The following is a 24,455-nucleotide window of genomic DNA, read 5'->3' as shown; positions in this document are numbered from 1 at the left end:
GTTTTGCCACCCTCCGGGGTGGCTTTTATTCTAGAAAGCGATGGGTTTGAATCAAGGATCTTGTCAAGTGGCAAGAATCTGTCAACAAGCAAGTTTCCACATTTTTGACAACCGCGTTGACAGGTCGGCGAGCGGGTAAAAAGAAATAGGGAGGACTGCCGCTTTTTTTGTGCGGCTCGCGACCCCTTCGGAGGTGTTTTGAATGAAACGGTGTATCCAGTGTGGTACGACGCAGGATGAATCGATGACCTTTTGTACGGAATGCGGTGCTTCACTCGAAGTGAGAAGATGTCCGACTTGCGGAGAGCCCGTCGCCGGGCAATTCCAGTTCTGTACGAGCTGCGGGGCTACGCTAACCGATGAGCCTATGGTGACAGAGATCTTTACCCAAGACACGGCTCGCTCAACTCCGCAGAGTGAGCGTACACATGATCCGGTGAGGGCTACAGGTAGACGCGCCGCGTCCCACGGCCGTAAGAAAAAGGCCAGGCCCTTGTGGATCGGTGTGGCCCTCTTGCTCCTTCTGATGATCCCCGCAGGAATCTATTTGTTCGGAGAAAGCGATGAAGAGCCCTCCCAAGGGATAGCCGGACAGAGCACAAGGCCGGCATCCGAGGCACTGCCTGCCTTTGAAGAACCCGAGGTGCTACCGGAACAGAGGGTGGCTGAAACTGCTGACACGACCGTACGGCTCACGGGTTCCACAGAACCGGGAGAAGAAGAGGTGATCCTTGAAGCCATTCAAGGTGAAGCATTTGAAGGACTACAATCGGAATTTTTAGATGATGAGCTGCTCCTTCTTACCGCCAATCATTTCGACGCAGGACTTGCACCCGGTGAACACACGTCGGGGATCTACACGATTGAGGTGGACCTTGCGAAAAAGGGGATCGATCCGGCCTTATACGAAGACCTGATCGTCTTTCGACGAGGGGATACGCCCGGTGATTTTGAGCTCTTAGGATACGAGATCCGAGACGACCTTTTAGTTTATCAAACGAATCATAATTCCGTCACGGGACTGCTCTTTACATTGGGTGTCGTGGCCAAGGGGGCCCATATGTATGAAGAGCACAAGGCATTTAAAGATGCCTTTGGCGATGATCCCTATGATGTCTTTTATGGAAAAGACCTTAAAAAGGAAGATCTCGACGATCCGAGGCTGAAGGCCCACTATCAAGACCTTTCCCGCTATACCTTCTACTATCCCATCGACCTGGGGTTCAACCGCCCCGATGAGGTGAAAAAGGCGATTGAAACCGAGATCCGTTTGTATCAAGAAAAGGGTCTGCTCGATCCCAGCGAGTCTTATGCTCGCGTGATCGATGAAGCGATGCGTAACCACGAACTACCGAGTTACCCCGGCCTGGTCTTCGACTACCTGGAGGGCGTGCAAAAGCTACCCGATGTCCAGGCCATCGAAAGGGCCCAGGCTTTCGTCAAAAGTGAAGCCTACAAAGCGTTTAAGAAACAACACGGTGCAAAGTGGAAGCGCGAAAATCTCCTGCCTTTCGGCTTGACCAAAGCCATCGATGCGGTGCTACACGCCAACTACTACCTGTACACCGAACGAGACCTCTTATCACCGCCTAGCGTCATGGTCATGGTCTCTAAACGGGCCAAAGATCTCGGCAGTTCCTATAACGCGGCGATGCTCAAGCCCTATCTGACGCTAAGACCTATGGAAAAGAATGCCGATGCCTACCGGCAGTCGGAGTACCTGGTCACGGCAGCTCATGAACTGTTGCACGTTACGCAGAGCTCACGCTACCTCTACGGGGTAGACTGGAAGGCGAACACTTGGTTTTGGGAGGCTACGGCCATCCTTCTGGAAAATGAAGCGGCGGCCTTCTACAAATCCAAAGAGCTGGTGGCCGGAGACTTCCAACCCATGGTCCAAGAGTATTTTCAAAGCTATGCGCGGGCAATCGGAGATGAGGCTTACTGGGGTTCCCTGGGTTCAGACGAACTGGCAGAGGCCAGGCAGAACCAGGGGTACGCCATGGGCTATGCACTGCTCAAACTCCGCGACCTTCACTACCAAGAAGAACCCAAGGCCTATCTCAAACGTCTGCTCACAGCCTATAAAGGGAGCTGGAAGGATCCTATCGAGTCCATCGTGAAGGTCACCACCGGTAGCCACGAAAGATTCCAGAATTCCCTTGGCGTCTACTACCGAGGGAGAATCAACGATATGATTACCGGGACCAACAAGGCACTGACTCCTGGTAACCCCTTCCATGAGTGGATGTATCCGGAGGTCACCTTGAATCGAGCCAAACCTTATGTGGCCCATGCACTGGAAAACAACCCCTATGCGTCACCCATCAGATCCTATCGCATTGACCTGGATCGTCAGCGTTTTCAGGATTCAGATGATGTATCGATCGCCATTTTGCTCGGCGACGACGAGGTGCAACAAAGTCCTTACTTCGATCTGCAAGTGGCGAGAAATAATAAGCGTTTCGAAGCTTTCACGGCAGAACGCTTGCAACTGTTCGAAAACTTCGGCGGGGAGAGTTTCTTCTACCTGCAGGAGATGCACCTGTACAATGATTCCTGGCTCGACCGATTCGAAGCCCCCTATCATGTGTTCTTGATGGTGGAGCCGGATCCCATGGAGCTCGAGAAAGAGGAAGATGAACTGGTCTTGAGGATTCCGAATCCGTCGCCGCTCGTCGAGTCGGGGACCGTGACCAGACACCTTGTCACCCTGACCGATCCCAAGGGTCAGGTGTTGCTATTCGAGATGGAAGGGGATGTGTATAGACTCGAACTCAACGCATCGGGTGACCTGGTGGACTACGATGATCCCCAGATGAAGTCCATGATGCAGCAGGCGGCGATCAAATACCTCGCCCAAGATCCCGAGTACCGACAGCAGCTTGTCGATGAATACGGAGAGGAGAATCTCCAGAAGGGGATCGAAGGGATCGGCGATCTGGAATTCGATTTGGGCGCCCTCGGACGGGCTGCGGAGGTTCTGGAGAATCCCGGCCAAAAACTCACCTACCGGGTGACCTACCGTGAGATGATCGAGGCGGAACAACCGGTCTACGGACCCGAGAGCGATGGAGCTGTCCTCGAGGTCGAGGGGGCGAAGACCGCCGGTATCGACCTGGTGGGAACTTGGTCCGGATCCGTTCAGATGTCGGGTCAAAAGGCCACGCTGACGATTGCTGCCGGCGGCTCCGGCTATGATTACAAGATCGAAAACAGCATATATGGTGACGAGGTGGACTTCTACGGCAAAGACCTGGGAAATGGCACCGTGGGCCTCTACTATACCGTCGAATCGATCTCCGCCGACGAAGCATCCCATGCGGCCATGATCGTGATCAACAGCAAGGATGAAATCTATCTCACGGCACCACCGATTGTACTTAAACGACAATAGAGGAGGGATTCGAGATGGCAAAGTTCTGTGGTCAATGCGGTAGTCCTATGAAACCCGGTGCAAAGTTTTGCGGACAGTGCGGTTGGCAGCCGATCGAGCCAGAAGCCGACCGACCAAAGGCTGCGGTGGAACCGGTGGTTCCTCCCCAAACCGAGCACGAGGTGGAAGCGCCCGCTGCAAAGGCGACACCGGCGCCAAGGGAGGAGGAAAAATCGCCCCCGAGAGGTCCCAAAGAGCAGACGTCTCTTCCGCGTCCGTCGAAAAAAACGCCGATTCCCAACCGCAGACCGGGTCCGCCCGCATCTGCCAATGCCTTCAAAGAATTTTCGAGAGATTTCGGAAAAGAGCCACCCCAGAAAAAGAAGGGGAGGGGAAAAGGGGTGCTGCTCGGTTTCTTGGGCGTGATCCTGCTCCTGGTGGTGGTCGCGCTGATCAGCACTTTTGGCTTCGATTTCAATGCTCCCAGTCTTCCGGATGTATCGCTGCCCTCCATCGGTGGTGGTGGCATCGACGCAGAGCGCGTCAGCGGTAACTGGAACACGGAGTTCACCACGATCAAGATCACCCTCGATGGAAAGACTGATCCCAGCTTTAACGTGGGCATCGGTCGTTCGACCAGCGCTAACGTGCAGTTGGCACTCGCCGAAAACGGGGAGGGATCAGCCAGGATCTCCGGAGCTTCTCTAGGCTACGATTTTGACCAAGGCTATCCCGCTAAGCTTGAGGGCGACCAATTGACAATCGAAATGGAAGAGGATGAATCGGGCACGAGCCTACTCTACGAAGCGACAATCACCGAAGAGAAGGACCACCTGGCCCTAGAGGGCGATTACCGCGTGACCTACCAGGATGCCTATTCCGGAAGTGTCTGGGAGATGCAGGGAATCTGGACGGGCACCCTTTCGGAAGTGGAAGTATCAGAATCGATCAGCCGCGAGGGCGTGATGAGCGAGATCACCATGGAAGCATTGAACGGGACCTATTCGGGCACCCTGATGTATACGGAGATCACCAACATGGAGGCGCTGGCTGCTGATATTTCCGAGGAGGAGAAGGACAAAATTCGCCAGGTCATCGGCGAGGAAACCACGGCCACGGCTGTGATCGAGAACGGTGAGTTCGAGCTCACGATGCTCTTACTCGGAAGTGAAGAAACGCTCGATGGATTGCCTCCGCTGATGCTCGAGGAGGGTGTGCTCACCATGTCCATGAGCGAAGAAATGGAAGGCGCGATGGCAACCTTTGCCCTCGAGGCCGTAGTCAAGGAGCACCCCGCTGGTCCCATGATCGATGGACAGTTCGAGTTCGGACTGCCGACACCTTCCGGAGAGAAGGTCATGATGTACGTGGTCTTCCAGCTGGTGAAAGACTAAATCGAATGCACCGCCAGAGGAGGGGTTCTTCCCGCCTAGGCGGTGCATTCGATTTGTACTAGGAGCGGTCCTATTCACAAGTAGGACGCGCGATGGTGTGATCTTGCGCTTTGAATGTGAAACTTCTGCGAAATAGTTAAACTTTTATCAAATGCATGGTACAATAGCACCTGAGAGGTGATTCATGTGCGAAAGGCCCTTAAACTGACCTTTAACTACGACTATAGAATCGAGGAGATCCACGAGAAGACCGGGTTCGATGATCTGGCTTCCGGTTACTCCCTCCTCGAGTATTTCGATAAAGCTTGTGTGGACCGACTGGCCTATGAGGAGGATCTTTCGACCCTAGTCTACAAGGGCGAGCGGTTCATGGCCTCGATTCGGCGCTACGATCAGTATTATGAGCTCGTGCTCAAGAGCGACGGCGGTCTGGAGGCCGGGATGCATCTCGAGGCCATCCGGCGCGGGTCCGACCCCATCGCCCTGGTGGATGTGGAGGGTAACTTCCTCTTCATGAGCCAGGCCTACCAGAAGCTCTTCGGTCTCGAAGGAAGCGAACCCTGGACGGTCCAGCGGATGCTCAAGTCCAACATCATCAACCGGTCGGTCTTTCTGGAGATCCAGAAGAAGCGGTCCACCACCAGCATCGAGCAGACCCTGCAGAGTGGGGAGACCATCATCACAACGGGAAAACCGATTTTCGATGACGACGGACGGCTCAAGTTCATCTACGTCCAATCGAACAAGGAGGATAGCTTCGAGAAGACCAAGGCCTCCCTCGAGCGGCTGGGTCCTGTGAACCTGCGCTACCAGGAGGGCCTCGAGGCCGTGAACCTCGAGGCCACGAAATCCAAGAACATCATTTACAACGACCCCAAGATGGCCGACGTCCTCCGCCTAGCCAAGCGCGTGGCGCCCGTCTCTTCTACAGTACTGATCCTGGGTGAAACCGGCGTGGGAAAAGAAGAGATCGCCAAGTTCGTCCACTTCCACTCCGACCGCAAGAAAGCCCCCTTCATCAAAGTGAACTGCGGGGCACTGCCTGAGAACCTGATCGAGTCGGAACTCTTCGGCTATGTGAAGGGCTCTTTTACCGGTGCCAATGAGGAGGGGAAAGAGGGCCTTTTCAAGATCGCCGACGGCGGTACCATCTTCCTCGATGAAATCGCCGAGCTCCCGCTGAACTTGCAGGTGAAACTCCTCCGGGTTCTCCAGGAGGGGGAGATCAAACCCATCGGTGCCACGAAAACCGAAGCTGTGGACGTGCGCGTCCTAGCGGCGACCCACAGGGACCTAGAGGGTCAGGTCAAGGCCGGCCACTTCCGGGAAGACCTCTACTATCGACTCCACATCATTCCCATTGAAGTCCCACCGATCCGGGAGCGAAAAAAGGATGTCTACCCGCTTGTCCAACACTTTCTCGATGGACTCAACCGGCGCTACAGTGAGAACAAGATCATCTCGAGCCGCTGTATGGACCTGCTCTGCAACTACGACTGGCCCGGCAACGTTCGCCAGATCCAGAATATCGTGGAACGACTCTTCGTCATCAGCCCTTCGTCGCTCATCGGCGCCGACGATCTGCCCGACGATTTGGAGATCGAGGAGCCGCGGGGCGTCCAGATCATGGATATCCGCAAGGCCGTGGGCCAATTGGAGGCCGAGATGCTGGACAAGGCCTATGAGGAGCACGGGAATGTACGCGACGCTGCTAGGGCCCTGGGTATCGACGCGTCGACCTTCGTGAGAAAACGTTCGAAGTACGAGAAATTAAACTTGTTGTGATTTTGCAAACAGCCGTTGCATAAACGCAACGGCTGTAATTTGGCGGGTTTGCGTTAAAATGTTAACAATGAACGTTGCAAAAACGCAACTAGATGCAAATGGACTCCTGGACTCAATCGCTGAAAGCCAGTAATAGGCCCAAAATTATTTTGTCTATAGATTAACAAAGTTGGCACGAGCTTTGCGACATAGTAGGGTGAGAACAAAAAAGAAAGGGGAGCTAACAATGGATTTTAATCTGACGACTGAAGATCTGATGATGCAGAAGATGTTCCGCAACTTCTGCGAGAACGAAGTCAAACCAATGGCACAGGATGTGGACGAGAACGAGGAATTCCCATTAGAGACCGTCAAGAAGATGGCTAAAATGGGCATGATGGGGATTTGCTACCCCAAGGAGTACGGTGGACAGGGAGGAACCTACCTCCAGTACGTTATGGCCGTAGAAGAACTCGGTCGCGTCTGCGGTACCACTTCCGTGGTACTGTCCGCTCATACGTCGCTCTGCTGCGCGCCGATCTACGAGTTTGGTACAGAAGAGCAAAAGAAAAAGTTCCTGCCCGATCTCCTCTCCGGGGAAAAACTCGGAGCCTTCGGCCTCACTGAGCCGAACGCCGGTACGGATGCAGGGATGCAGCAGACCACAGCGATTCCCGATGGCGATGACTACATCATCACTGGCAACAAGATTTTCATCACCAATGCCGGCTATGCCGACGTATACATCGTGATGGCCATGACAGACAAGGCTAAGGGTGTCAAGGGCATCAGCGCCTTTATCGTAGAAGCCGATCGCGAAGGTTTCTCTATCGGTAAGAAAGAAAAGAAGATGGGAATCCGTGGTTCGGCCACGAGCGAACTGATCTTCGAAAATGTCCGCGTACCAAAGGAAAACCTCCTTGGAAGAGAAGGCTTCGGCTTCAAGATTGCCATGAAGACCCTCGATGGCGGGCGTATCGGTATCGCAGCCCAGGCACTGGGCCTCGGCCAAGGTGCCATCGACGAGACAGTCAACTACGTGAAAGAACGAAAGCAGTTCGGACGACCGATCTCTAAATTCCAGAACACGCAGTTCCAGCTCGCCGACATGGCCACGCGCATGGACGCTGCTCGACTGCTGGTGTACCAGGCGGCAGATCGAAAGGCCAAGAAATTCAGCTATTCAAAAGAGGCGGCCATGGCCAAGCTCTTTGCATCGGAAGCAGCTATGGAGGTCACGACGAAAGCCGTTCAGCTCCACGGTGGCTACGGGTACACGAGAGAGTATCCCGTCGAGCGCATGATGCGTGACGCAAAGATCACGGAAATCTACGAAGGTACCAGCGAAGTCCAAAAAATGGTCATCGCAGGCAGCATCTTACGATAAAGGGAGGCGACCAGCACATGAAAATCGTTGTTTGTATCAAACAAGTACCCGATACCACGGAAGTGCGTATCGATCCCGTCAAGGGAACGCTCATCCGCGATGGCGTGGAGAGCATCATCAATCCCGATGATAAGGGCGGTATCGAGCTCGCTCTTCAAATCAAAGAAGAACACGACGCACACATCACTGTTGTGACCATGGGTCCCCCGCAGGCGGAGAATGCTTTGAAAGAAGCCTACGCTATGGGTGTGGATGATGTTGTGCTCCTCACGGATCGGGCTTTTGCCGGTTCCGATACACTGGCCACCTCACTGACACTGGCCGCAGCCCTGCGCGATATGGAGTACGACCTGATTATCGCTGGCCGCCAGGCTATCGACGGTGACACCGCTCAGGTGGGCCCTCAGATTGCCGAGCACCTTGGCCTGCCCCAGGTGACCTACGCCAACGGTTACGAGCACAAGGGCGATCACGCGATCGTCGATCGTAAGTTCGAGGGTGGTCACTACCGCGTGAAAGTCAACTACCCCTGCCTGATCACGACGCTCGCAGAGATGAACACGCCACGCTACATGACAGTTTCGGGTATCGTTGCTTCCAACCGAGATCTGGAGATCAAGACCATCACGCGTGCCGATCTGGATATCGCCGATGAAGTCCTGGGCCTGGGCGGTAGTCCCACGAAGGTCAAAGCTTCCTTCACCAAGGGTGCCAAGGGCAAGGGCGAGGTCTTTAACCTGTCGGCCAACGAATCGGTTAAGGTTATCATCGACAAACTCAGAGAAAAGTACATTATATAACGAGGGGAGATCAATATGGATTTGAAAGCATACAAAGGGATCTGCGTTTTCGTTGAACAACGTTACGGGGAGATCCAGAACGTCTCCCTCGAGCTGATCGGCAAGGCCAAATCGCTGGCCGACGAGCTGGGAGAAAAAGTAACGGCCGTGATCATCGGAGACGAGGTCATGGACAAGGCGGAATTGCTGACGCACCACGGTGCCGACAAGGTCATCGTGATTGAAGACGAGTCACTGCACCACTACACGACAGAGAAGTATACCCAAGCACTCGTGGCTGCAATCGAAGAGAAGAAGCCAGAGATCGTGATGATCGGAGCCACTTCTATCGGCCGCGATCTGGGTCCCCGTGTTTCAGCTCGTCTGAAAACGGGTCTCACTGCCGACTGTACCAAGCTCGAGATTTCCGAAGAGCGCGACCTGCTCATGACGCGCCCGGCCTTTGGTGGTAACATCATGGCGACGATCATCTGTACGGAGAACCGTCCGCAGATGGCCACCGTTCGCCCCGGCGTCATGGAGAAAATCGCTTATGACGAAGCACGAAAAGGGACCATCGAAGTCATGAACGTGGCCTTCGAGAAGAATGCCGCTGACGTGGAGATCTTGGAAGTGCTCGCCGATGAAGAAGAGCGCATCAACATCCAAGAAGCAGAGATCCTGATCTCCGGTGGACGTGGTGTCGGCGGAGCCGAGCGCTTCGTACTCCTCGAGGAACTGGCCTCAACCTTGGGTGCCACTGTATCCGCTTCCCGTGCTGCTGTCGACTCCGGTTGGATCGCCAAGGACCGCCAGGTGGGACAAACGGGTCAAACCGTACGACCCAACCTGTACTTCGCCCTCGGAATCTCCGGTGCCATCCAGCACGTGGCCGGTATGGAGGAAGCCGACTTCATCGTGGCGATCAACAAGGACGAAGGTGCGCCGATCTTTGAGGTGGCCGATGTCGGGATCGTCGGAGATATCCACAAGATCGTACCAGAGCTCGTCACACAATTGAACCAAGCACTCGCGAACAAATAGGAGGCCAGAGTATGTTCCAAATCGGCGATCAGGCAAAATTCGAAAAGACCATCACAGAATACGATGTCTATACCTATGCCGGTGTGACCGGGGACTTTAATCCGGCACACATCAACGAGCGCTACGCACAGGGAACACGCTTCAAAACACGCATCGCACACGGTATGCTGACGGCCGGTTTCATTTCGGCCATTCTGGGCACGGACCTCCCGGGGCCGGGCACCATCTACCTTGGTCAGAATCTGAAGTTCAAGGCGCCGGTGATGATCGGTGATACCATTGAAGCCAAAGTCACTGTGGCGACCTACCGCGAAGATAAGAATATCATGACGCTCGAGACGGTTTGCACCAACCAGGACGGTTTGGTCGTTCTGGAGGGTGAAGCCACAGTCATGCCCCCAAAATCCTCTTAAGTTGCCCTCAGGGCACCCAACACAACCCCCTAGAGAAGAATCCGAGGCCATCGGATTCTTTTCTGATTTTTGTGCGTGCATTCAGTTCCCCTTTGCACCGCTAGTTTGGTATAATGAGGAAAAGGAGGACGTCCACCATGCCGATTTACCACAAGCGCGAGATCATTGCGACCACAGCCCACTTCGGTGTGTCCAACGTCACGGATCTAGCCCAGGAATTCTTAAGTGAAACCATAGAGAAGTATGGCTTGCGCGCCGGACTTCTGACGGTTTTTACCACGGGGTCGGCTTGTGGTATGTTGATCATGGAGGACGAACGGCGGCTGGTGGATATTGACTTTCGCGAGCTGATGAACCGCTACATTCCCTATCGAGATGACTCGGGACGTTTGGTCTCCTATGCCCACCACGACACCTTCCAGGACGATAATGCCTCCTCTCATCTAAAGGCGGCGATGATCAGTCCCACTGTTGTCGTACCGATCTATCGTTCGAAACTGGTGCTCGGCCCCTTTCAGTCGATCATGCTCGTGGAATTCGACACCCGGGACCGACAGCGGGAAGTATATTTTCAACTCATGGGCGAATAGGAATATCTGTTTGCCTTTTTCGTTTTTTTGCACTAGAATGGAGAGGAGAGCTGGCTCATGCTCGATCGAAGCTTTTACAGACAGGATGGTATCACCGTGGCCCGCGGGCTGCTCGGTTGTACACTGCATCACAAGACCGACCACGGTCATTATTGCGCCAAGATCGTGGAGACAGAGGCCTACATGGGTGCAGTCGATCGCGGTAGCCATGCCTACGGCAACCGGCGTACAGACCGGACGGAAACCCTTTACGCCGACGGCGGTACCGTCTATGTCTACTTGATCTACGGTATGTATCATCTCTTCAACGTCGTGGCCTCTGTGAAGGATGTACCCGAGGCCGTGCTCATCCGAGCGGTAGAGCCCCTGGGTGACCTGTCGCTTTTTCAGAAGAATCGACAGGGGAAGAAGCGTTCGGAGCTGACCAGTGGCCCGGGAAAGTTGGCCCGTGCCATGGCCATTGACCTCGGCCACAACGGCATGGATCTCGTGAGGAGTGACAGGCTCTGGATTGAGGAAGGGGATACGACGCCTCAGATCGTGGCTGCACCCCGCGTCGGCATCGATTATGCCGGTGAGGACAAGGATAAGCTCTGGCGTTTTTTTATCGAGGGGCACCCTGATGTTTCGAAAGGACGATAGACATGGATTTCTTTGACTTGTTATCAGAAAAAGCCGAGACCAAGGAAGCGCCACTGGCCGAACGATTGAAGCCGGTGGCCTTTGATGAGTTCTTCGGGCAATCGGCCGTCGTGGGCCCTGGCAAACCCCTGCGGCGTCTCATTGAGAAGGATCAGCTTCGGTCGGTGATCTTGCACGGGCCACCGGGCACAGGAAAGACCTCGCTGGCCCAGATCATCGCCGAGACGACGTCCAGTCATTTTGAGAAGCTCAACGCTGTGACCTCGGGCGTGAAGGACATCCGCAGGGTGGTGGCGGAGGCCAAGGAACGGCTGGCCTTCTCGAAAACCCGGACGATCCTATTTATCGATGAGATCCATCGCTTCAACAAATCCCAACAGGATGCGCTCCTTCCCTACGTGGAGAAGGGACGGGTGACCCTTATTGGTGCCACTACCGAGAATCCCTATTATGAGGTCAATAGTGCCCTCCTTTCCCGGTCGCACGTTTTCCGCCTCACCGAACTCTCCCGAGAAGAGTTAGCAGAGGTCTTAGAACGGGCGCTGCGCGACGCGGAAAAAGGTTTCGGTACACGTGCGATTACCGTGAGTGAAGACGCCCGGCAGTGGCTCTACCATATGGCATCGGGTGATGCACGCAGACTGCTCAATTATTTGGAGATGGCCGTACTCGCCGAAGACGAGGGTCAGGTGACGATCACCGAGGAGATGCTATCGGAGCTGACGGGCCAGAAGGTCCAGCGTTTCGATAAGTCGGGGGACCAGCACTACGACATTATATCGGCCTTTATCAAGAGCATGCGCGGATCGGATCCCGACGCGACCCTTCACTACCTGGCCCGGCTCATTGCCTCAGGGGAGGACCCCCTCTTCATCGCTCGCAGGATCCTGATCTGCGCCTCGGAGGATGTGGGCAATGCCGACCCCATGGCCCTGGTGCTCGCGCAGAGCGCCTTCGATGGAGTTCACAAGGTCGGGATGCCTGAGGGCCGGATCCTCCTGGCCCAGGCGGCTACCTACGTGGCCTCGGCGCCCAAGTCCAATGCCTCCTACCTGGGGATCAACCAGGCCCTGGCGGATCTGGAGTCCGAGGAGATTGGACCCATGCCCACCTACCTCAAGGACGGGACGAGCCTGGCCATGGAGGAGAAGAAGCAGGGGCAGACCCTGCGTACCTACCGCTATCCCCACGATGCACCGGACCACTATCTCGATCAACAGTATCTTCCCGATGCACAGGCCCACAAGCGATACTATCGGCCCACTGGGCAGGGGGAGGAGCAGAGGCTGCTGGCGTATTTCGCCAAGATCAACCACCCGAAGCTCGGGAAAAAGTAAATCGATACAAAAAAGATCGTCCTTAGTTTTCTTAGGGACGATCTTTTTCGTGGGACGAAACATGGTTGAGCAATATTGATACCGGGTATCATTAACTTGTAACGTAGAGAGAAATAAGAACCTACACGAGGAGTGTGAGATCATGAGAAAACGAAGGATCGCACTATCAATGGTACTGGTATTACTCGCGGTGATGGTCATGCCCATGCCCGCGGAAGCGGCCCCGCGCTGGTGGGGACGGTTTAAAGAGATTGTGAAGGCCGACGCACTGGGTGCGCTCGACGGTTACCTAGACACGGGCACCGGTAGCGGCGCCATCATCGGTGGCCTCAAGGGATCCATCGGCGAGGCCCTGGAGAACGGCGAGGGCGGCGGAGGATACACACCGCCTGCTGACGCGGAAGCCAGCGTGGGCCTCCACCACAACCTGGCCCTCGGAACCATCAGTGGTGACCAACCGCTGACCGTCCAGTCGGAGGCCGAGATCGATGCGGCTATCGACGCTTACATGAAGATCGCGGGTATCGAAGGCGAGCTCATGGCCTCAGAGTGGGAGGTCCGTAGCGAAGAAGAGATCTTGGTTCGCGTACTACGGTCGGATCGCGGCCTCTCCGATGACTTTGTCCTGGCTCTCGAAGAAGCCATGGCCATCCTAGAAGAAGACGCCGACGATCCCGGCGAACTGGTGGAGAAAGCGGCCATGAGCCTGAAGACACGTGCCGCCAAGATGAGCGGGATTGAACCGGACGAGATCGATTTCGCCGAGCTCGAAGCTGTGGCCAGAGAACTCATGGCCAGTGACATGCCGACTGACGCCGTGGCAGCCGCCATCGTAGCCGATGTGTTGATGCACAGCTACGAATATTGGGAAAGCCGTGCGATCGATGCTGATGACGAAGAACCCATGCCAGAACCCAAGGCTGGACCCGGTTGGTGGCAAAAGCTCAAGCGCATCGTGAAGGCAGACGTGAACGGAGCCCTCGGTGGTTTCGCCTACACCGGTAGTATCGGTGGGGGACTTGCCGGCGGTATCGGCGGATCCATTATCGCCGGTCAGGCGTCTGATGACTCCGGTGGCGGATGGACAGCCCCAGAAGCCGAGATGAGCATCGGTCTCCTCCATAACCTGGGCGTCGATGCAGCCATCGATGACGATGACATGGACGCGGCCATCCTGAGCTTCTTAGCAGAAGCCGGTTATGAAGAGGGAGCCCGCGAGGCACTGGCCTCAGGTCTCGATCCACTTTCTGAAGAATTCTTCAAGTGGCTCGAAGAGGCACTGGGTGCTAGCGACGCTGGCGTATCCTCTGGTTTCTTCGGAGCCCTAGAAGGCGCCATGGCCATCCTAGATGGCGATCCGGATTCTGATGGTGATGGGATCGATGATCTGGTCGAAATGTCTGCGGAGAGTCTGCTCGACTACGCCGCGACAGCCAGTGATGTGGAGGCTGAGATCGTCAGCCCCGAGGACTTTGATGGGATGCGCGCAAGACTCGAAGCCGAGGGCAAACCCCTGGATATCCTCTACGCATCGATCTATGCCGATGTGCTGATCCACTCCATGGACTACTGGAGCGCCAGTATCATTCCGCCGATGATCGATCCGATGCCCGAGCCCGTCCAGCGCCAGATCCGTCTGGTGATCGACGAGGAAGAGGCATCCGTCGATTCTGAAGCCGAGATGCTGGATGTACCGCCGATGATCACCGGCGGCCGCACCATGGTACCCTTCCGCTTCATCGGTGAAGCCCTAGGGGCTCAGATCGGTTGGGAAGGCAGCGAGAAGCGCGTCTCCTATCAACTGGGCGACGTTTCCATCTCCCTCTTTATCGATCAAAACATGGGAATGGTCAACGGTGAGGAAATCACCCTCGACTCGGCCCCCATGCTCCGCGACGGCCGCACCTTGGTCCCCGTACGGGTGATCAGTGAGACCCTGGGCTACCGCGTGGACTGGAACGCAGCTGAAAAGAGCGTGACCATCAGTGGTGAATGATCGTTGATCGGATTCTGATCGACTGTCGAATAGGAACAAAAAGAGAATCCCTCTCGAGATCGATTGATCTCGAGAGGGATTCTTGTCGTCAGCGGTAGGCCCGCTCGTAGGGCTTGGGGACGGGAATTTCCTGACGGAGTTTCTTAGCAGCCTCGAGCGGGAACTGGGGGTGACGGAGGAGCTCCCGGCCCAAGTAGACCATATCGGCCCGTCCGTTCTGGATGATCTCGTCGGCCAGTTCCGCCGTGGTGATGAGACCCCCGGCGATGGTGGGTAGTCCGGTTTTCTTCTTGATCGTTTCAGCGAAGGCCACCTGGTAGCCCGGGTAACTGGGCGGTGCCACGTCGACGACCCCACCGGAACTCACGTGGATCACGTCGAGACCGAGATCCTTGACCTGGTTGACGATGGCGGCAATGTCCTCGGGATGGTTGCCCCCGGCGTGATACTCCTCGGCAGAGACCCTGAGAAAGAGCAGCGCCTCTTTACCGATGGCTTTCCGAACACCACGGACCACCCTGGAGAGGACTTCCGTGGGATCGGCCCAGCGGTCCTCGCGCTGGTTGGTGAGAGGCGAGAGGAAGCTGTTGAGCAGGTAGCCGTGGGCGGCATGTACCTCGACACCGGCGTAGCCTGCGCGCATGGCACGCTCTGCAGTGGTCACAAAGGCCGCAATGGCTTCTTCGATGCGTTCTTCCCCCATGGCGATGGGCGTCCGGTCATCCTCTGAGAAGGGGAGGGCGCTGGGAGCCACCGGTAATGCATCGGGCACCTGGCTCTTCCTACCGGCGTGGGCGATCTGCAAAATCGGTAGGGCCCCGCCATCGCGAACGGCACCGACAATCAACTGGTGTCCTGCGATCTGCCCATCGGACCAGAGGCCGAGATCGCCATCGGTGATCCGGCCCACCGGTTCCACAGCGGTGGCTTCGGTGATGAGGACACCGCTACCGCCGAGGGCCCTGGCCCCGTAATGGATCACGTGGAAGGGGATCACGCGACCGTCCTTTGCGGCGGCGTACATGCACATGGGCGGCATGACGATCCGATTGCGGATCACATGCCTACCCAGCTCTAGCGACGAAAAGAGTCCGCTTTTCATACGCGGTAGTAGAGGCGCTTTCGAACCTCTTCGGCGGTCTTTTCATCGATCAGTTCTTTGACGAGCTCCAGGGCGAAGTCCACGGCCACACCTGCCGCTTTACCGGTGATAAAAGGCAGGTCCACCACGACATCGGCCTCCTCGTGCTTGGCGCCGATCAGCTCGGATTCGTTCCCGGGATAGCAGGTGGCGCGTTTTCCGCTCAGAAAACCCAGGCTACCGTAGACGGTAGGAGCGGCACAGATGGCCGCCATCAAGGCGCCCTGGTTCTTCGCAAAAAAGAGCAGGTCCTTCAGCCTCTCCGAAGCCTTGAGATTCCGAGTGCCTGGCTGGCCGCCGGGTAGGATGATCATCCGGATAGAATCAAAGGCGACGTCGGAGAGCATCCGGTCCGCACTGACCGTGATCCCGTGTCCACCCTTGACCGTGAGGGTCTCTTCGATGGAGACGGACTCAACGGGCAGATTGGCTCGTCGGAGTACATCGAGTGTGGTGAGGGCTTCGATCTCTTCGAACCCCTCGGCTAACATCAGGTAAATCATAAGACAATCACTCCTATACAATACAGAGGGCTCTTATCGAAAAGAGGCCCAGTAATTCTCGCTAGATCCGAGTGGCGATATATTTGGTCTGCAGGTACTCCTCGATGCCGTAGGAGCCACCCTCCCGTCCGAAACCACTCATCTTGATCCCTCCGAAGGGTGCTTGGGCAGAGCTGATCCGACCCGTGTTCACACCCACCATCCCGTAGGCGAGTTCTTCCTCCACGCGCGTCACGCGGGAGAGTCCGCCGGCAAAGAAGTAGGCGGCCAGACCATAGGGCGTGTCATTGGCCAGGGCGATGGCCTCTTCCTCCGTTGTGAAGGTAGAGATGGGCAGAACAGGACCGAAGGTTTCCTCCTGCATGATGCGCATGTCGGGCGTGACGTCCGTGAGGATCGTAGGGGCGTAGAAGTATCCGCCGCGTCCCTCGAGCGCCCGTTGACCCTTGCCACCAGTGACGAGGGTGGCTCCCTTGGCCAGGGCATCGGCCACATGGCCTTCAATCTTGCGGAAGGCCTTCTCATCGATGATCGGCCCCATGTCCACGGTCTCTAGACCGCTACCCTGTGTGAGCCCCATCACGGCGGGCACCAGGGCATCGAGGTAGTCGGGGAGGATCGATTCCTGGACGTAGGCACGGTTGGCCGCGATGCAGACCTGGCCACAGTTTCTGAACTTGGCGTTGATGGTACCCTCCACGGCCACGGCAATGTCCGCGTCGTCGAAGACGAGGAAGGGAGCGTGTCCGCCGAGTTCTAGGGATAATTTCTTCAGGGTTTTTGCAGCGCCTGCCATGAGCTCGACGCCCACTTCTGTCGATCCAGTGAAGGAGATCTTCCTGATGCCGGGTGCGTCGAGGAAATGATCGCCGATGAGGGCAGAGTCGCCGGTGACGAGCTGGACGACGCCCTTGGGAAAGCCCACCTCATGGAGGAGTTCGAAGACCTTCACAGCGGTGAAGGGGGTGACGCGCGGCGGTTTTACGATGGCCGTACAGCCTGCGGCCAGGGCGGGCGCCAGTTTCCTGACGAACATGGCAATGGGGAAGTTCCAGGGGGTAATGATGCCGACGGGTCCCACGGGTTCCTTGAGGACCTTCAGGCGGGTGTTGGTGGCGGAAGAAGGGATCAGGTCGCCATTGACCCGCAGGGCCTCCTCGGCGTACCAGGTCACGTAACTGCGGGCATAGGCGATCTCACCCCGCGCCTCGGAGAGGGGCTTTCCCTGCTCTCTGGTCATGATCTGTGCGATCTCTTCCTGGGCTTTGTCGAGCTTCTGGCCGAAGGCCCTGAGCAGGGCCGCTCGCTCGGATGCGGTTTTCTTGCGCCAGAGACCGAAGGCATTCTCCGAGGTCGCGATGGCCTTATCGAGGTCCGTGGACGTGGCAGCGGCCTGGGTCCCGATGGTCTCCAGGCTGAAGGGATCCTGTACGGTGAAGGTGGCGCCGTCTGAGGCGTCGGTAAAGGCACCGTCGATATAGAGTTTTCCTTGCATGGGTGATGCTCCTTTCTCGTGTTCGATTCGTCGTGGGCTTCTATTTAAAGGTACCCTCTGATACAATGGAAGAAACGATAGAAGTAGGGATGAGGAGGTCTTTTAAGTGGAAAAGATACATGTGGGTGTTGTTCAGATGATGGTGACAGAGGACAAACAGCACAACTTGGAGAAAGCCGCCGGATTCATCGAGCAGGCGGCGGAGCGGGGAGCCTCTCTGGTGGTACTCCCAGAGATGTTCAACTGCCCCTACGACAACGACTACTTTCCCCTGTTCGCCGAAGAGGGGGAAGGAAAGAGCCTGCGGTTCATGCAAGATGTGGTGAAACGAACGGGCGTGACCCTGGTCATGGGTTCGATCCCCGAGCGCGATGGTGAGGATCTGTACAACACCGCATATATCCTATCGCCGCGCGGTGAAATCTTGGGAAAACACCGCAAGATGCATCTCTTTGATATTGACGTGAAGGGCAAGATGACCTTCCAGGAGTCGGCGGTTCTTTCCGCTGGAAATGAGACCACAGTGGTGGAGACGCCGGTGGGAAAGGTCGGCGTGATGATCTGTTTTGACAGCCGCTTTCCAGAACTGGCGCGCAACATGGTCCTCCAGGGTGCGGAGATCCTGGCGGTGCCCTCGGCCTTCAACATGACCACGGGTCCAGCCCACTGGCACCTCACGGCCAGGGCGCGTGCCCTGGACAACCAGGTCTACTTCGTCTTCTGCTCGCCGGCCCGGAATGTCGACGGTAGCTACGTGGCCTACGGTCACAGCCTCGTGACCAACCCCTGGGGTGAGGTCATGACGGAGCTCGATGCCTGGGAGGGTCTGATCGTCGAAGCCATCGATCTCGATGAGCAGAGGCGGATCCGTGAGGAACTTCCTCTCCTCAAGAGCCGGCGAAAAGAACTCTACCATCTCTAGAGTGGTCGGGGGCATTTGGTGAGGATCTACATTTTCCCGTTTTGACCGCCGCCTCCTTTGGGTATGTATGCAGTAGAGATGGACTAGATGAAGGAGGCAGTGGATGATGATCACAAAAGAAAAATTTTTCCAACTGGAGGCCAAGCGCAAATCGGCGGCCCGGCAGGCCATGGTCACGGGGCTTCTCCTGGGGATCCTGGCGGGACTGGTCGTGGGCCTGTTCTTTGCGCCGAAACCCGGCAATGAGCTTTTTAGCGAGTTGAAGGACAAGTGCAAGGGGCTGTTCGGCTGTTGCTGTGATGATGTTGACGAGATGGCTTTTGATGAAGAATAGGGATGACAAAAAAGATGGAACAGGGAGAATCCCGGTTCCATCTTTGTGCGCGTGGCAGCGCAATATACTAAAGGGTGAAAGTCCCGAATGCACCGATATGGCGGAAGCAGATAGCTGAGCGATAGTGCGTCTTTGCGAAAAGGGGTGCGGAGGATCGTAAGGCAAACCACTGCACAGAGCTGCAACTAAAACCCATGGTAGCATGATGCTGGAGGAGAACCTTGTAAAGTGTGGGAGACTCCAATACCATAAGCAGATCCACATGATGTTAAGAGGGCTGGGGCAGTGGGAAAGTATATTGACGTGACCCATGGAGACCTCATCGGTTCCTGAAAGGGTATAAATCATCAAAGGCGAAAGCAGGAGAGGATTTAGATGGCTGGTGAGGAGTCAGAGTGCGGTATAGTAGTGAAGAAGTCTATGCAATGAAGCTTGGCGACAAGTGGAGGGCAGCACATAGATGACCTGCATCAACAGAATGCGGGGGCACATGGGACCCAAAAGGCCCATGGATGCGCGCGAAGGCCTATGCACCCACAATAAGACAGACAAGGCAATCCTAGAGACCGATACGAGCGAGCAGAAGCCGGCGAGGTGAAAGACCTAAAGACCCGGGGTGGAACAGAAGGGTACACCGTTTGCTATGGGGGAAAATCCAGAGGACGCTTAAAGAAAAGCGATACACGGATAAATATCTTCCGGTACGTAGCATGGGAAACAAGGAAGAAGCAGTCTGCGAGTAAGAGTAAGAGGACACAAAGGAAAACAGGTGGTAAAGCCGTGTATGAGAAAATCTATGAGATGGAGAATCTCAAGGAGTCGTTTAAGAAAGTCAAACGGAATCGAGGTAGCGCTGGGGTGGATGGTATTACGCTCTCTGACTATAAGGAGAACCTGGAGAACAATCTAGAAGTCCTTCAGGCAAAGCTAAAGCAGGGAAGCTACAGACCAAAGCCTGTCAAACGAGTGTACATCGATAAACCGGACGGGAAGAAACGGCCCCTAGGCATACCAACCGTAGAAGACCGGATTGTTCAACAGGCCATCCGGCTGGTGATTGAACCGCGGTTTGAGCGGAAATTTCTTGAGTGTAGTTATGGATTTAGACCGAACAGGAGTGCGCATATGGCAGTGGATGAAATCAAGAAAGTCCTACGATCGGGTTACCGATATGTCATAGACGCAGACCTGAAATCGTACTTTGACACCATAGATCAAGAGCTTTTGATGAAGGAAGTCCAAAAAGAAATCGAGGCCCCGGAGGTACTCGATCTTATCAGGAAAACATTAAAATCAGGAGTGCTTGAATACGGATATTTTCACGAGACGGAAAAGGGAACGACGCAGGGCGGAGTGCTTAGCCCCTTGCTCGCTAATATCTATCTCCATGCATTTGACGAGTTGATGGCCCAACGAGGTCATAAGATGGTAAGGTATGCGGATGACTTCATTGTGTTTCATAAATCTCAAAAGGGAGCGGAACGCGTACTGCAAGGAATTAATAAATTCCTAGAAGGTACCTATAGACTCCAGGTACATCCGGAGAAGACTAAAATCGTGGATAGCTACACAGAGAGTTTCGTCTTTCTGGGATTTGAATTTACCCCGTGGGGAACGATTCGAGTGCCGGAAAGGAAGGTGAAAACCTTCAAAGCCAAGGTTAAGAAAATCACCCGTAGGAACCAGACGGTGAACATAGGAAACCTCATTAAGGAACGGTTAAATCCAGTGCTTAGAGGCTGGGCTAACTACTATGCAATCGCAAATATCAAGACCCTTCTTACCAATGCTATGAGCTGGATAAGAAGGCGCCTACGCATGGTGCAGATGAGGAGCTGGAGAAAACCAAAGAAAATGTACAAGGCTATGCGTCGCAATGGCTGGAGGGGAAGAATCATTCCGCTGGCCATGAGCCGATGGCATAACTCGCTATCAAAGCAAGCGCATATGGCCATGCCGAATGAATGGTTTGACTCCCTAGGTCTTGTGGACCTTGTGAAAATTTACGATGATTACCACCCCCAAGGGGGATAGTTGTGGAGGAGCCGGATGCGATGACCCGCACGTCCGGATCTGTAAGAGGCGCATTCTTAAGCGAATGCGCCTACTTAATTTTATCCCTAGTCCCGCCAGTAGATGCTCATGGAGGCCCGGCCCTTTGAGCCCTTGGCCAGCACCTCCTGGTTGTCGAAACCCAGCAGGTAGAGATCGTAGTGTCGGTAGAGTTCACCGAGGGTCAGCGGGGTGGGCTTCCTGAGCTCGGAGAACTCTGCGGCGGCTAGACCGCCCAGGGTCCTGGCCATCTCCCCCAGGATGGACTGGGCGTCGTCGGAGGATGTTCCCGCTTCAAAAAAGATACCGATGCCCAGGCTCGATTCCTCGGGGACGATGGCGATGTCGATCACCTCGCGGTAGGAGAGGGCGGCGGCCCGCGTGCCACGGATCATCCGGTCCGTGATGTAATCCACATCTTCACCCTCGCCGAAAAGATCGGCGAGATCGCCGACGGACCCTGTGTTCACTTCGGACAGGTCGACTTCCAGCCCGTCGTAAACCGAGGGCTTGGGGGAAAAGAGGAAGAAGAGGAGCCCGAGGCCAAGGAAAAGGGGGATCAGGGGAAGGATCCAGCGTAGGCGGAGATTGCCTTTCCCCTTGTCCTGACCGCTCGACTTATTTTCCGAGGAGAGCTTTCGCCTCAGCCGTCCCTCTTTCTCCTCGTAATGGGACCGGACGGCGTTCATCTTGTCCTCATCGATGAGAACCATGGCTTTTTCGCACAGGGCGAGGGCTTCTGCGATCCGTCCTTTCTTTTCTAGCAGGATCATGGGCCGGTCGAAGAGGTTCGAGGTGTTGGGGTTGCAGGTTTCGTGTATTTCCAGATAGAGCTCCAGTGCGCGGTCCTCGGAACCGATGCGCTCGAAGGTCTTGGCTTTCTCTTGTAGTTCGTAGAGTTTTTTCAGGTCGTTGGCCATAGCGTTCCTCCTGGTCAGCGCGGGTGCCTCATCTATGTACAGTATATTATCGGCAGGGGAGAGAGGTGACTGTAGCCTCTTTGTTTGAAGAGAGAGACCATATGATATAATTTTAACATCTTAGCACGAAGAAGTCGTTTATCTCCCGGGGGGATTTTGCTATAATGAAACCAGTGAAAATCTTGACAGGAATAATCGGATATATTATACTCAGAATGAATTCCGACAAGAATACTAAGGATTGGGGTTAGAGACCAATGATATTATCCACAAAAGGTAGGTACGGGCTCAAGGCCATGTTCGACCTGGCACAGCACTACGGTGACGGGCCCATTTCACTGGGGACCATCGCAGAGAGACAGAACATCTCCCTGAACTACCTCGAGCAACTGATCGCTCCCCTTAGAAAATCGGGGCTCGTGAAGAGCGTACGGGGGGCGCAGGGGGGCTACATGCTCACGGATGCGCCGCAGGCCATCAGCATCGGTCGCGTGCTCACCATACTGGAGGGGCCGCTATCGCCTTCTGAGTGTATTTTGGAGGACGATAACTGTTCGAATGCGGACCTCTGTGTCACGCGGGTGGTGTACAAGAAGATCAAGGCCAGCATCGACGATGTGGTGGAGAACATCACCCTGCAGGATATGCTGGACGAACAGACGGAACTCGTGCAAATCAAATCATGAAAGGTTGATGAGGGATGACGGCAACGAAGAAAAGATATTTCGATTACGCGGCAACCACGCCAGTCAAAAAAGAAGTCCTGGACGCCATGCTCCCCTACTTCACAGAGCATTATGGAAACGCGTCGAGCGTGCACAGTTTTGGTCGCGAGGCCAAGGTCGTGATCGACAAGGCCAGGAACCAGGTGGCCGATGCCATCGGCTCTTCACCCGATGAAGTCTTCTTCACCGGTGGGGGATCGGAAGCGGACAACTGGGCGCTGAAGGGTTACGCCAGACAGCACAAGAACAAGGGAAACCATATCATCACGACGAAGATCGAGCACCACGCCATCCTGCACACCTGTCAGGCCCTGGAGAAGGAAGGCTTCGAGGTGACCTATCTCGATGTGGATGACTATGGCCTCGTGACAGCAGACCAGGTCAAGGCCGCCATCCGTCCAGAGACCATTCTCGTGACGATCATGTACGTGAACAACGAAATCGGTACCGTCGAACCCATCGAGGAAATCGCCGCTGTGACCCGGGAGGCCGGCGTGGCCTTTCATACCGACGGCGTCCAGGCGCTCGGAAATCTGCACGTCGATGTGAAGGCCCTGGGTGTGGACATGATGAGCCTCTCGGCCCACAAAATTTACGGACCCAAGGGCGTGGGTGTGCTCTACATCCGCAAGGGCATCCGCCTTCAGAATTTGATCGAGGGAGGGGCTCAGGAGCGCAAGCGCCGCGCCGGTACGGAGAACCTGCCCGGCATCGTGGGCTTTGGAAAAGCCGCCGAGATGGCCACGGCCACCCTCGACTATCATATCGAGGAACTCTCGAAACTGAGGGATAGACTGGCCCACGGCATTATCGACCGGATCCCCGAGGCCAAGTACAACGGCCATCCCGAGAAGCGTCATCCCGGCAACGTCAACGTTTGTTTCAAATACATCGAGGGAGAATCCTTGCTCCTCAGCCTCGATCTCTTGGGTGTCGCCGCTTCGAGCGGTTCAGCCTGCACATCGGGCTCGCTCGATCCCTCGCACGTGCTCATGTCGATCGGCCTGACACACGAGATCGCCCACGGATCGCTCCGCCTGACCGTCGGGGATTTCACCACAGAAGAAGATGTAGATTTTGTTATCGAGAACCTGGTGACCATCGTCGATCGACTGAGACAGATGTCACCGCTTTACAACGGATAGGAGGCCGAAGGATATGTATACTGAAAAAGTGATGGAACATTTTATGAACCCCCAAAACGTGGGTGTCATCGAGGACGCCGACGGAGTGGGCGAGGTGGGCAACGTCAAGTGCGGTGATATCATGCGCATGTACCTCAAGATCGATGAGGACGACGTGATCACCGACATCAAGTTCAAGACCTTCGGTTGCGGTTCTGCTATCGCCAGCTCCAGTATCGCCACGGTCCTCGTCAAGGGCAAGACTGTGGAAGAGGCGCTGGCGTTGAAAAATAGCGAGGTCGTCGAGGCCCTGGGCGGCCTGCCCGCCGTGAAAATCCACTGTTCGGTACTCGCCGAAGAGGCGATCAAGGCCGCGGTCTACGACTACGCACAGAAGAACGACAAGCACTACGAAGGTCTGGAGGGCTTTGATCCCAACAAGACGGACGATCACCACCATGACGAGGGCCTCGTGTCCCTCGACGCTTAAGCAAAGACTCGGCCCGTGCTCGCCACG

21 protein-coding genes are annotated in these 24,455 nt (G+C 55.6%); 17 read left to right on the top strand and 4 right to left on the bottom strand.

Annotated features, from left to right (window positions below; genetic code table 11):
* Positions 1-202 precede the first annotated feature (202 nt).
* The 11 genes from ACULM0_RS01730 to ACULM0_RS01680 all read left to right on the top strand — a co-directional run bounded on the left by ACULM0_RS01730 (position 203) and on the right by ACULM0_RS01680 (position 14,722).
* A complete protein-coding gene (locus ACULM0_RS01730) occupies positions 203-3,397 on the top strand; it encodes a zinc ribbon domain-containing protein (RefSeq protein WP_463678734.1) in 3,195 nt (1,064 codons plus the stop codon).
* A 14-nt stretch (positions 3,398-3,411) separates the two neighbouring features.
* Positions 3,412-4,770, top strand: coding sequence for a zinc ribbon domain-containing protein (locus ACULM0_RS01725; RefSeq protein ID WP_463678733.1), 1,359 nt, complete (start codon positions 3,412-3,414; stop codon positions 4,768-4,770).
* Positions 4,771-4,956: 186 nt separating this feature from the next.
* Entirely contained in the window at positions 4,957-6,555 is a 1,599-nt protein-coding gene (locus ACULM0_RS01720; protein ID WP_463678732.1) for a sigma-54 interaction domain-containing protein, read from the top strand.
* Between the two features lie 226 nt (positions 6,556-6,781).
* Entirely contained in the window at positions 6,782-7,921 is a 1,140-nt protein-coding gene (locus ACULM0_RS01715; protein ID WP_463678731.1) for an acyl-CoA dehydrogenase, read from the top strand.
* A gap of 17 nt (positions 7,922-7,938) precedes the next feature.
* Positions 7,939-8,721: an electron transfer flavoprotein subunit beta/FixA family protein gene (locus ACULM0_RS01710; RefSeq protein WP_463678730.1), complete on the top strand. Its 783-nt coding sequence runs from the start codon at positions 7,939-7,941 to the stop codon at positions 8,719-8,721.
* A gap of 15 nt (positions 8,722-8,736) precedes the next feature.
* The gene (locus ACULM0_RS01705) at positions 8,737-9,744 is read left to right on the top strand and encodes an electron transfer flavoprotein subunit alpha/FixB family protein (protein WP_463678729.1); all 1,008 of its coding nucleotides are present in this window, start codon (positions 8,737-8,739) and stop codon (positions 9,742-9,744) included.
* An 11-nt stretch (positions 9,745-9,755) separates the two neighbouring features.
* Complete coding sequence (locus ACULM0_RS01700; RefSeq protein WP_463678728.1) at positions 9,756-10,157, top strand: MaoC family dehydratase; 402 nt, start codon at positions 9,756-9,758, stop codon at positions 10,155-10,157.
* Positions 10,158-10,294: 137 nt separating this feature from the next.
* Entirely contained in the window at positions 10,295-10,747 is a 453-nt protein-coding gene (locus ACULM0_RS01695) for a secondary thiamine-phosphate synthase enzyme YjbQ (protein WP_463678727.1), read from the top strand.
* A gap of 57 nt (positions 10,748-10,804) precedes the next feature.
* On the top strand, positions 10,805-11,389 hold the full coding sequence (locus tag ACULM0_RS01690; RefSeq protein ID WP_463678726.1) for a DNA-3-methyladenine glycosylase: 585 nt from the start codon (positions 10,805-10,807) through the stop codon (positions 11,387-11,389).
* 2 nt (positions 11,390-11,391) lie between these two features.
* The gene (locus ACULM0_RS01685; RefSeq protein WP_463678725.1) at positions 11,392-12,726 is read left to right on the top strand and encodes a replication-associated recombination protein A; all 1,335 of its coding nucleotides are present in this window, start codon (positions 11,392-11,394) and stop codon (positions 12,724-12,726) included.
* 142 nt (positions 12,727-12,868) lie between these two features.
* The gene (locus ACULM0_RS01680) at positions 12,869-14,722 is read left to right on the top strand and encodes a copper amine oxidase N-terminal domain-containing protein (protein WP_463678724.1); all 1,854 of its coding nucleotides are present in this window, start codon (positions 12,869-12,871) and stop codon (positions 14,720-14,722) included.
* 88 nt (positions 14,723-14,810) lie between these two features.
* On the opposite strand, the gene ACULM0_RS01675 is transcribed toward ACULM0_RS01680, so the two are convergent.
* The 3 genes from ACULM0_RS01675 to ACULM0_RS01665 form a co-directional block, all read right to left on the bottom strand.
* On the bottom strand, positions 14,811-15,824 hold the full coding sequence (locus tag ACULM0_RS01675; protein ID WP_463678723.1) for an oxidoreductase: 1,014 nt from the start codon (positions 15,822-15,824) through the stop codon (positions 14,811-14,813).
* Complete coding sequence (locus ACULM0_RS01670) at positions 15,821-16,366, bottom strand: DJ-1 family glyoxalase III (protein WP_463678722.1); 546 nt, start codon at positions 16,364-16,366, stop codon at positions 15,821-15,823. The genes ACULM0_RS01675 and ACULM0_RS01670 overlap by 4 nt, the downstream gene beginning before the upstream one ends.
* A gap of 61 nt (positions 16,367-16,427) precedes the next feature.
* Entirely contained in the window at positions 16,428-17,861 is a 1,434-nt protein-coding gene (locus tag ACULM0_RS01665; protein ID WP_463678721.1) for an NAD-dependent succinate-semialdehyde dehydrogenase, read from the bottom strand.
* A 106-nt stretch (positions 17,862-17,967) separates the two neighbouring features.
* On the opposite strand from ACULM0_RS01665, the gene ACULM0_RS01660 reads away from it, so the two are divergent.
* The 3 genes from ACULM0_RS01660 (at position 17,968) to ltrA (ending at position 21,151) form a co-directional block, all read left to right on the top strand.
* Positions 17,968-18,783 (top strand): carbon-nitrogen hydrolase family protein, encoded by an 816-nt coding sequence (locus ACULM0_RS01660; RefSeq protein WP_463678720.1) that lies wholly within the window; start codon positions 17,968-17,970, stop codon positions 18,781-18,783.
* Between the two features lie 103 nt (positions 18,784-18,886).
* Positions 18,887-19,117, top strand: coding sequence for a YtxH domain-containing protein (locus ACULM0_RS01655; RefSeq protein WP_463678719.1), 231 nt, complete (start codon positions 18,887-18,889; stop codon positions 19,115-19,117).
* A 780-nt stretch (positions 19,118-19,897) separates the two neighbouring features.
* A complete protein-coding gene (gene ltrA, locus ACULM0_RS01650; RefSeq protein ID WP_463676975.1) occupies positions 19,898-21,151 on the top strand; it encodes a group II intron reverse transcriptase/maturase in 1,254 nt (417 codons plus the stop codon).
* Positions 21,152-21,237: 86 nt separating this feature from the next.
* Here the strand turns inward: ltrA and ACULM0_RS01645 are convergent, their stop codons facing one another.
* Positions 21,238-22,089 (bottom strand): hypothetical protein, encoded by an 852-nt coding sequence (locus ACULM0_RS01645; RefSeq protein ID WP_463678718.1) that lies wholly within the window; start codon positions 22,087-22,089, stop codon positions 21,238-21,240.
* A gap of 257 nt (positions 22,090-22,346) precedes the next feature.
* On the opposite strand from ACULM0_RS01645, the gene ACULM0_RS01640 reads away from it, so the two are divergent.
* From ACULM0_RS01640 to nifU, 3 genes are read left to right on the top strand one after another with little or no spacing between them, the layout of a single operon-like run.
* Complete coding sequence (locus ACULM0_RS01640; protein WP_463678717.1) at positions 22,347-22,775, top strand: RrF2 family transcriptional regulator; 429 nt, start codon at positions 22,347-22,349, stop codon at positions 22,773-22,775.
* Positions 22,776-22,789: 14 nt separating this feature from the next.
* Positions 22,790-23,959, top strand: a complete 1,170-nt coding sequence (gene nifS / locus ACULM0_RS01635) for a cysteine desulfurase NifS (protein ID WP_463678716.1) — start codon at positions 22,790-22,792, stop codon at positions 23,957-23,959.
* A gap of 13 nt (positions 23,960-23,972) precedes the next feature.
* The gene (gene nifU, locus ACULM0_RS01630; RefSeq protein WP_463678715.1) at positions 23,973-24,428 is read left to right on the top strand and encodes a Fe-S cluster assembly scaffold protein NifU; all 456 of its coding nucleotides are present in this window, start codon (positions 23,973-23,975) and stop codon (positions 24,426-24,428) included.
* Positions 24,429-24,455: the final 27 nt, after the last annotated feature.

This window comes from Halotolerantifilum yawarlongkerapense (assembly GCF_054506745.1).
Note: the sequence above shows the minus strand (reverse complement) of the source record. Positions and strands in the feature narration are given on the sequence as shown.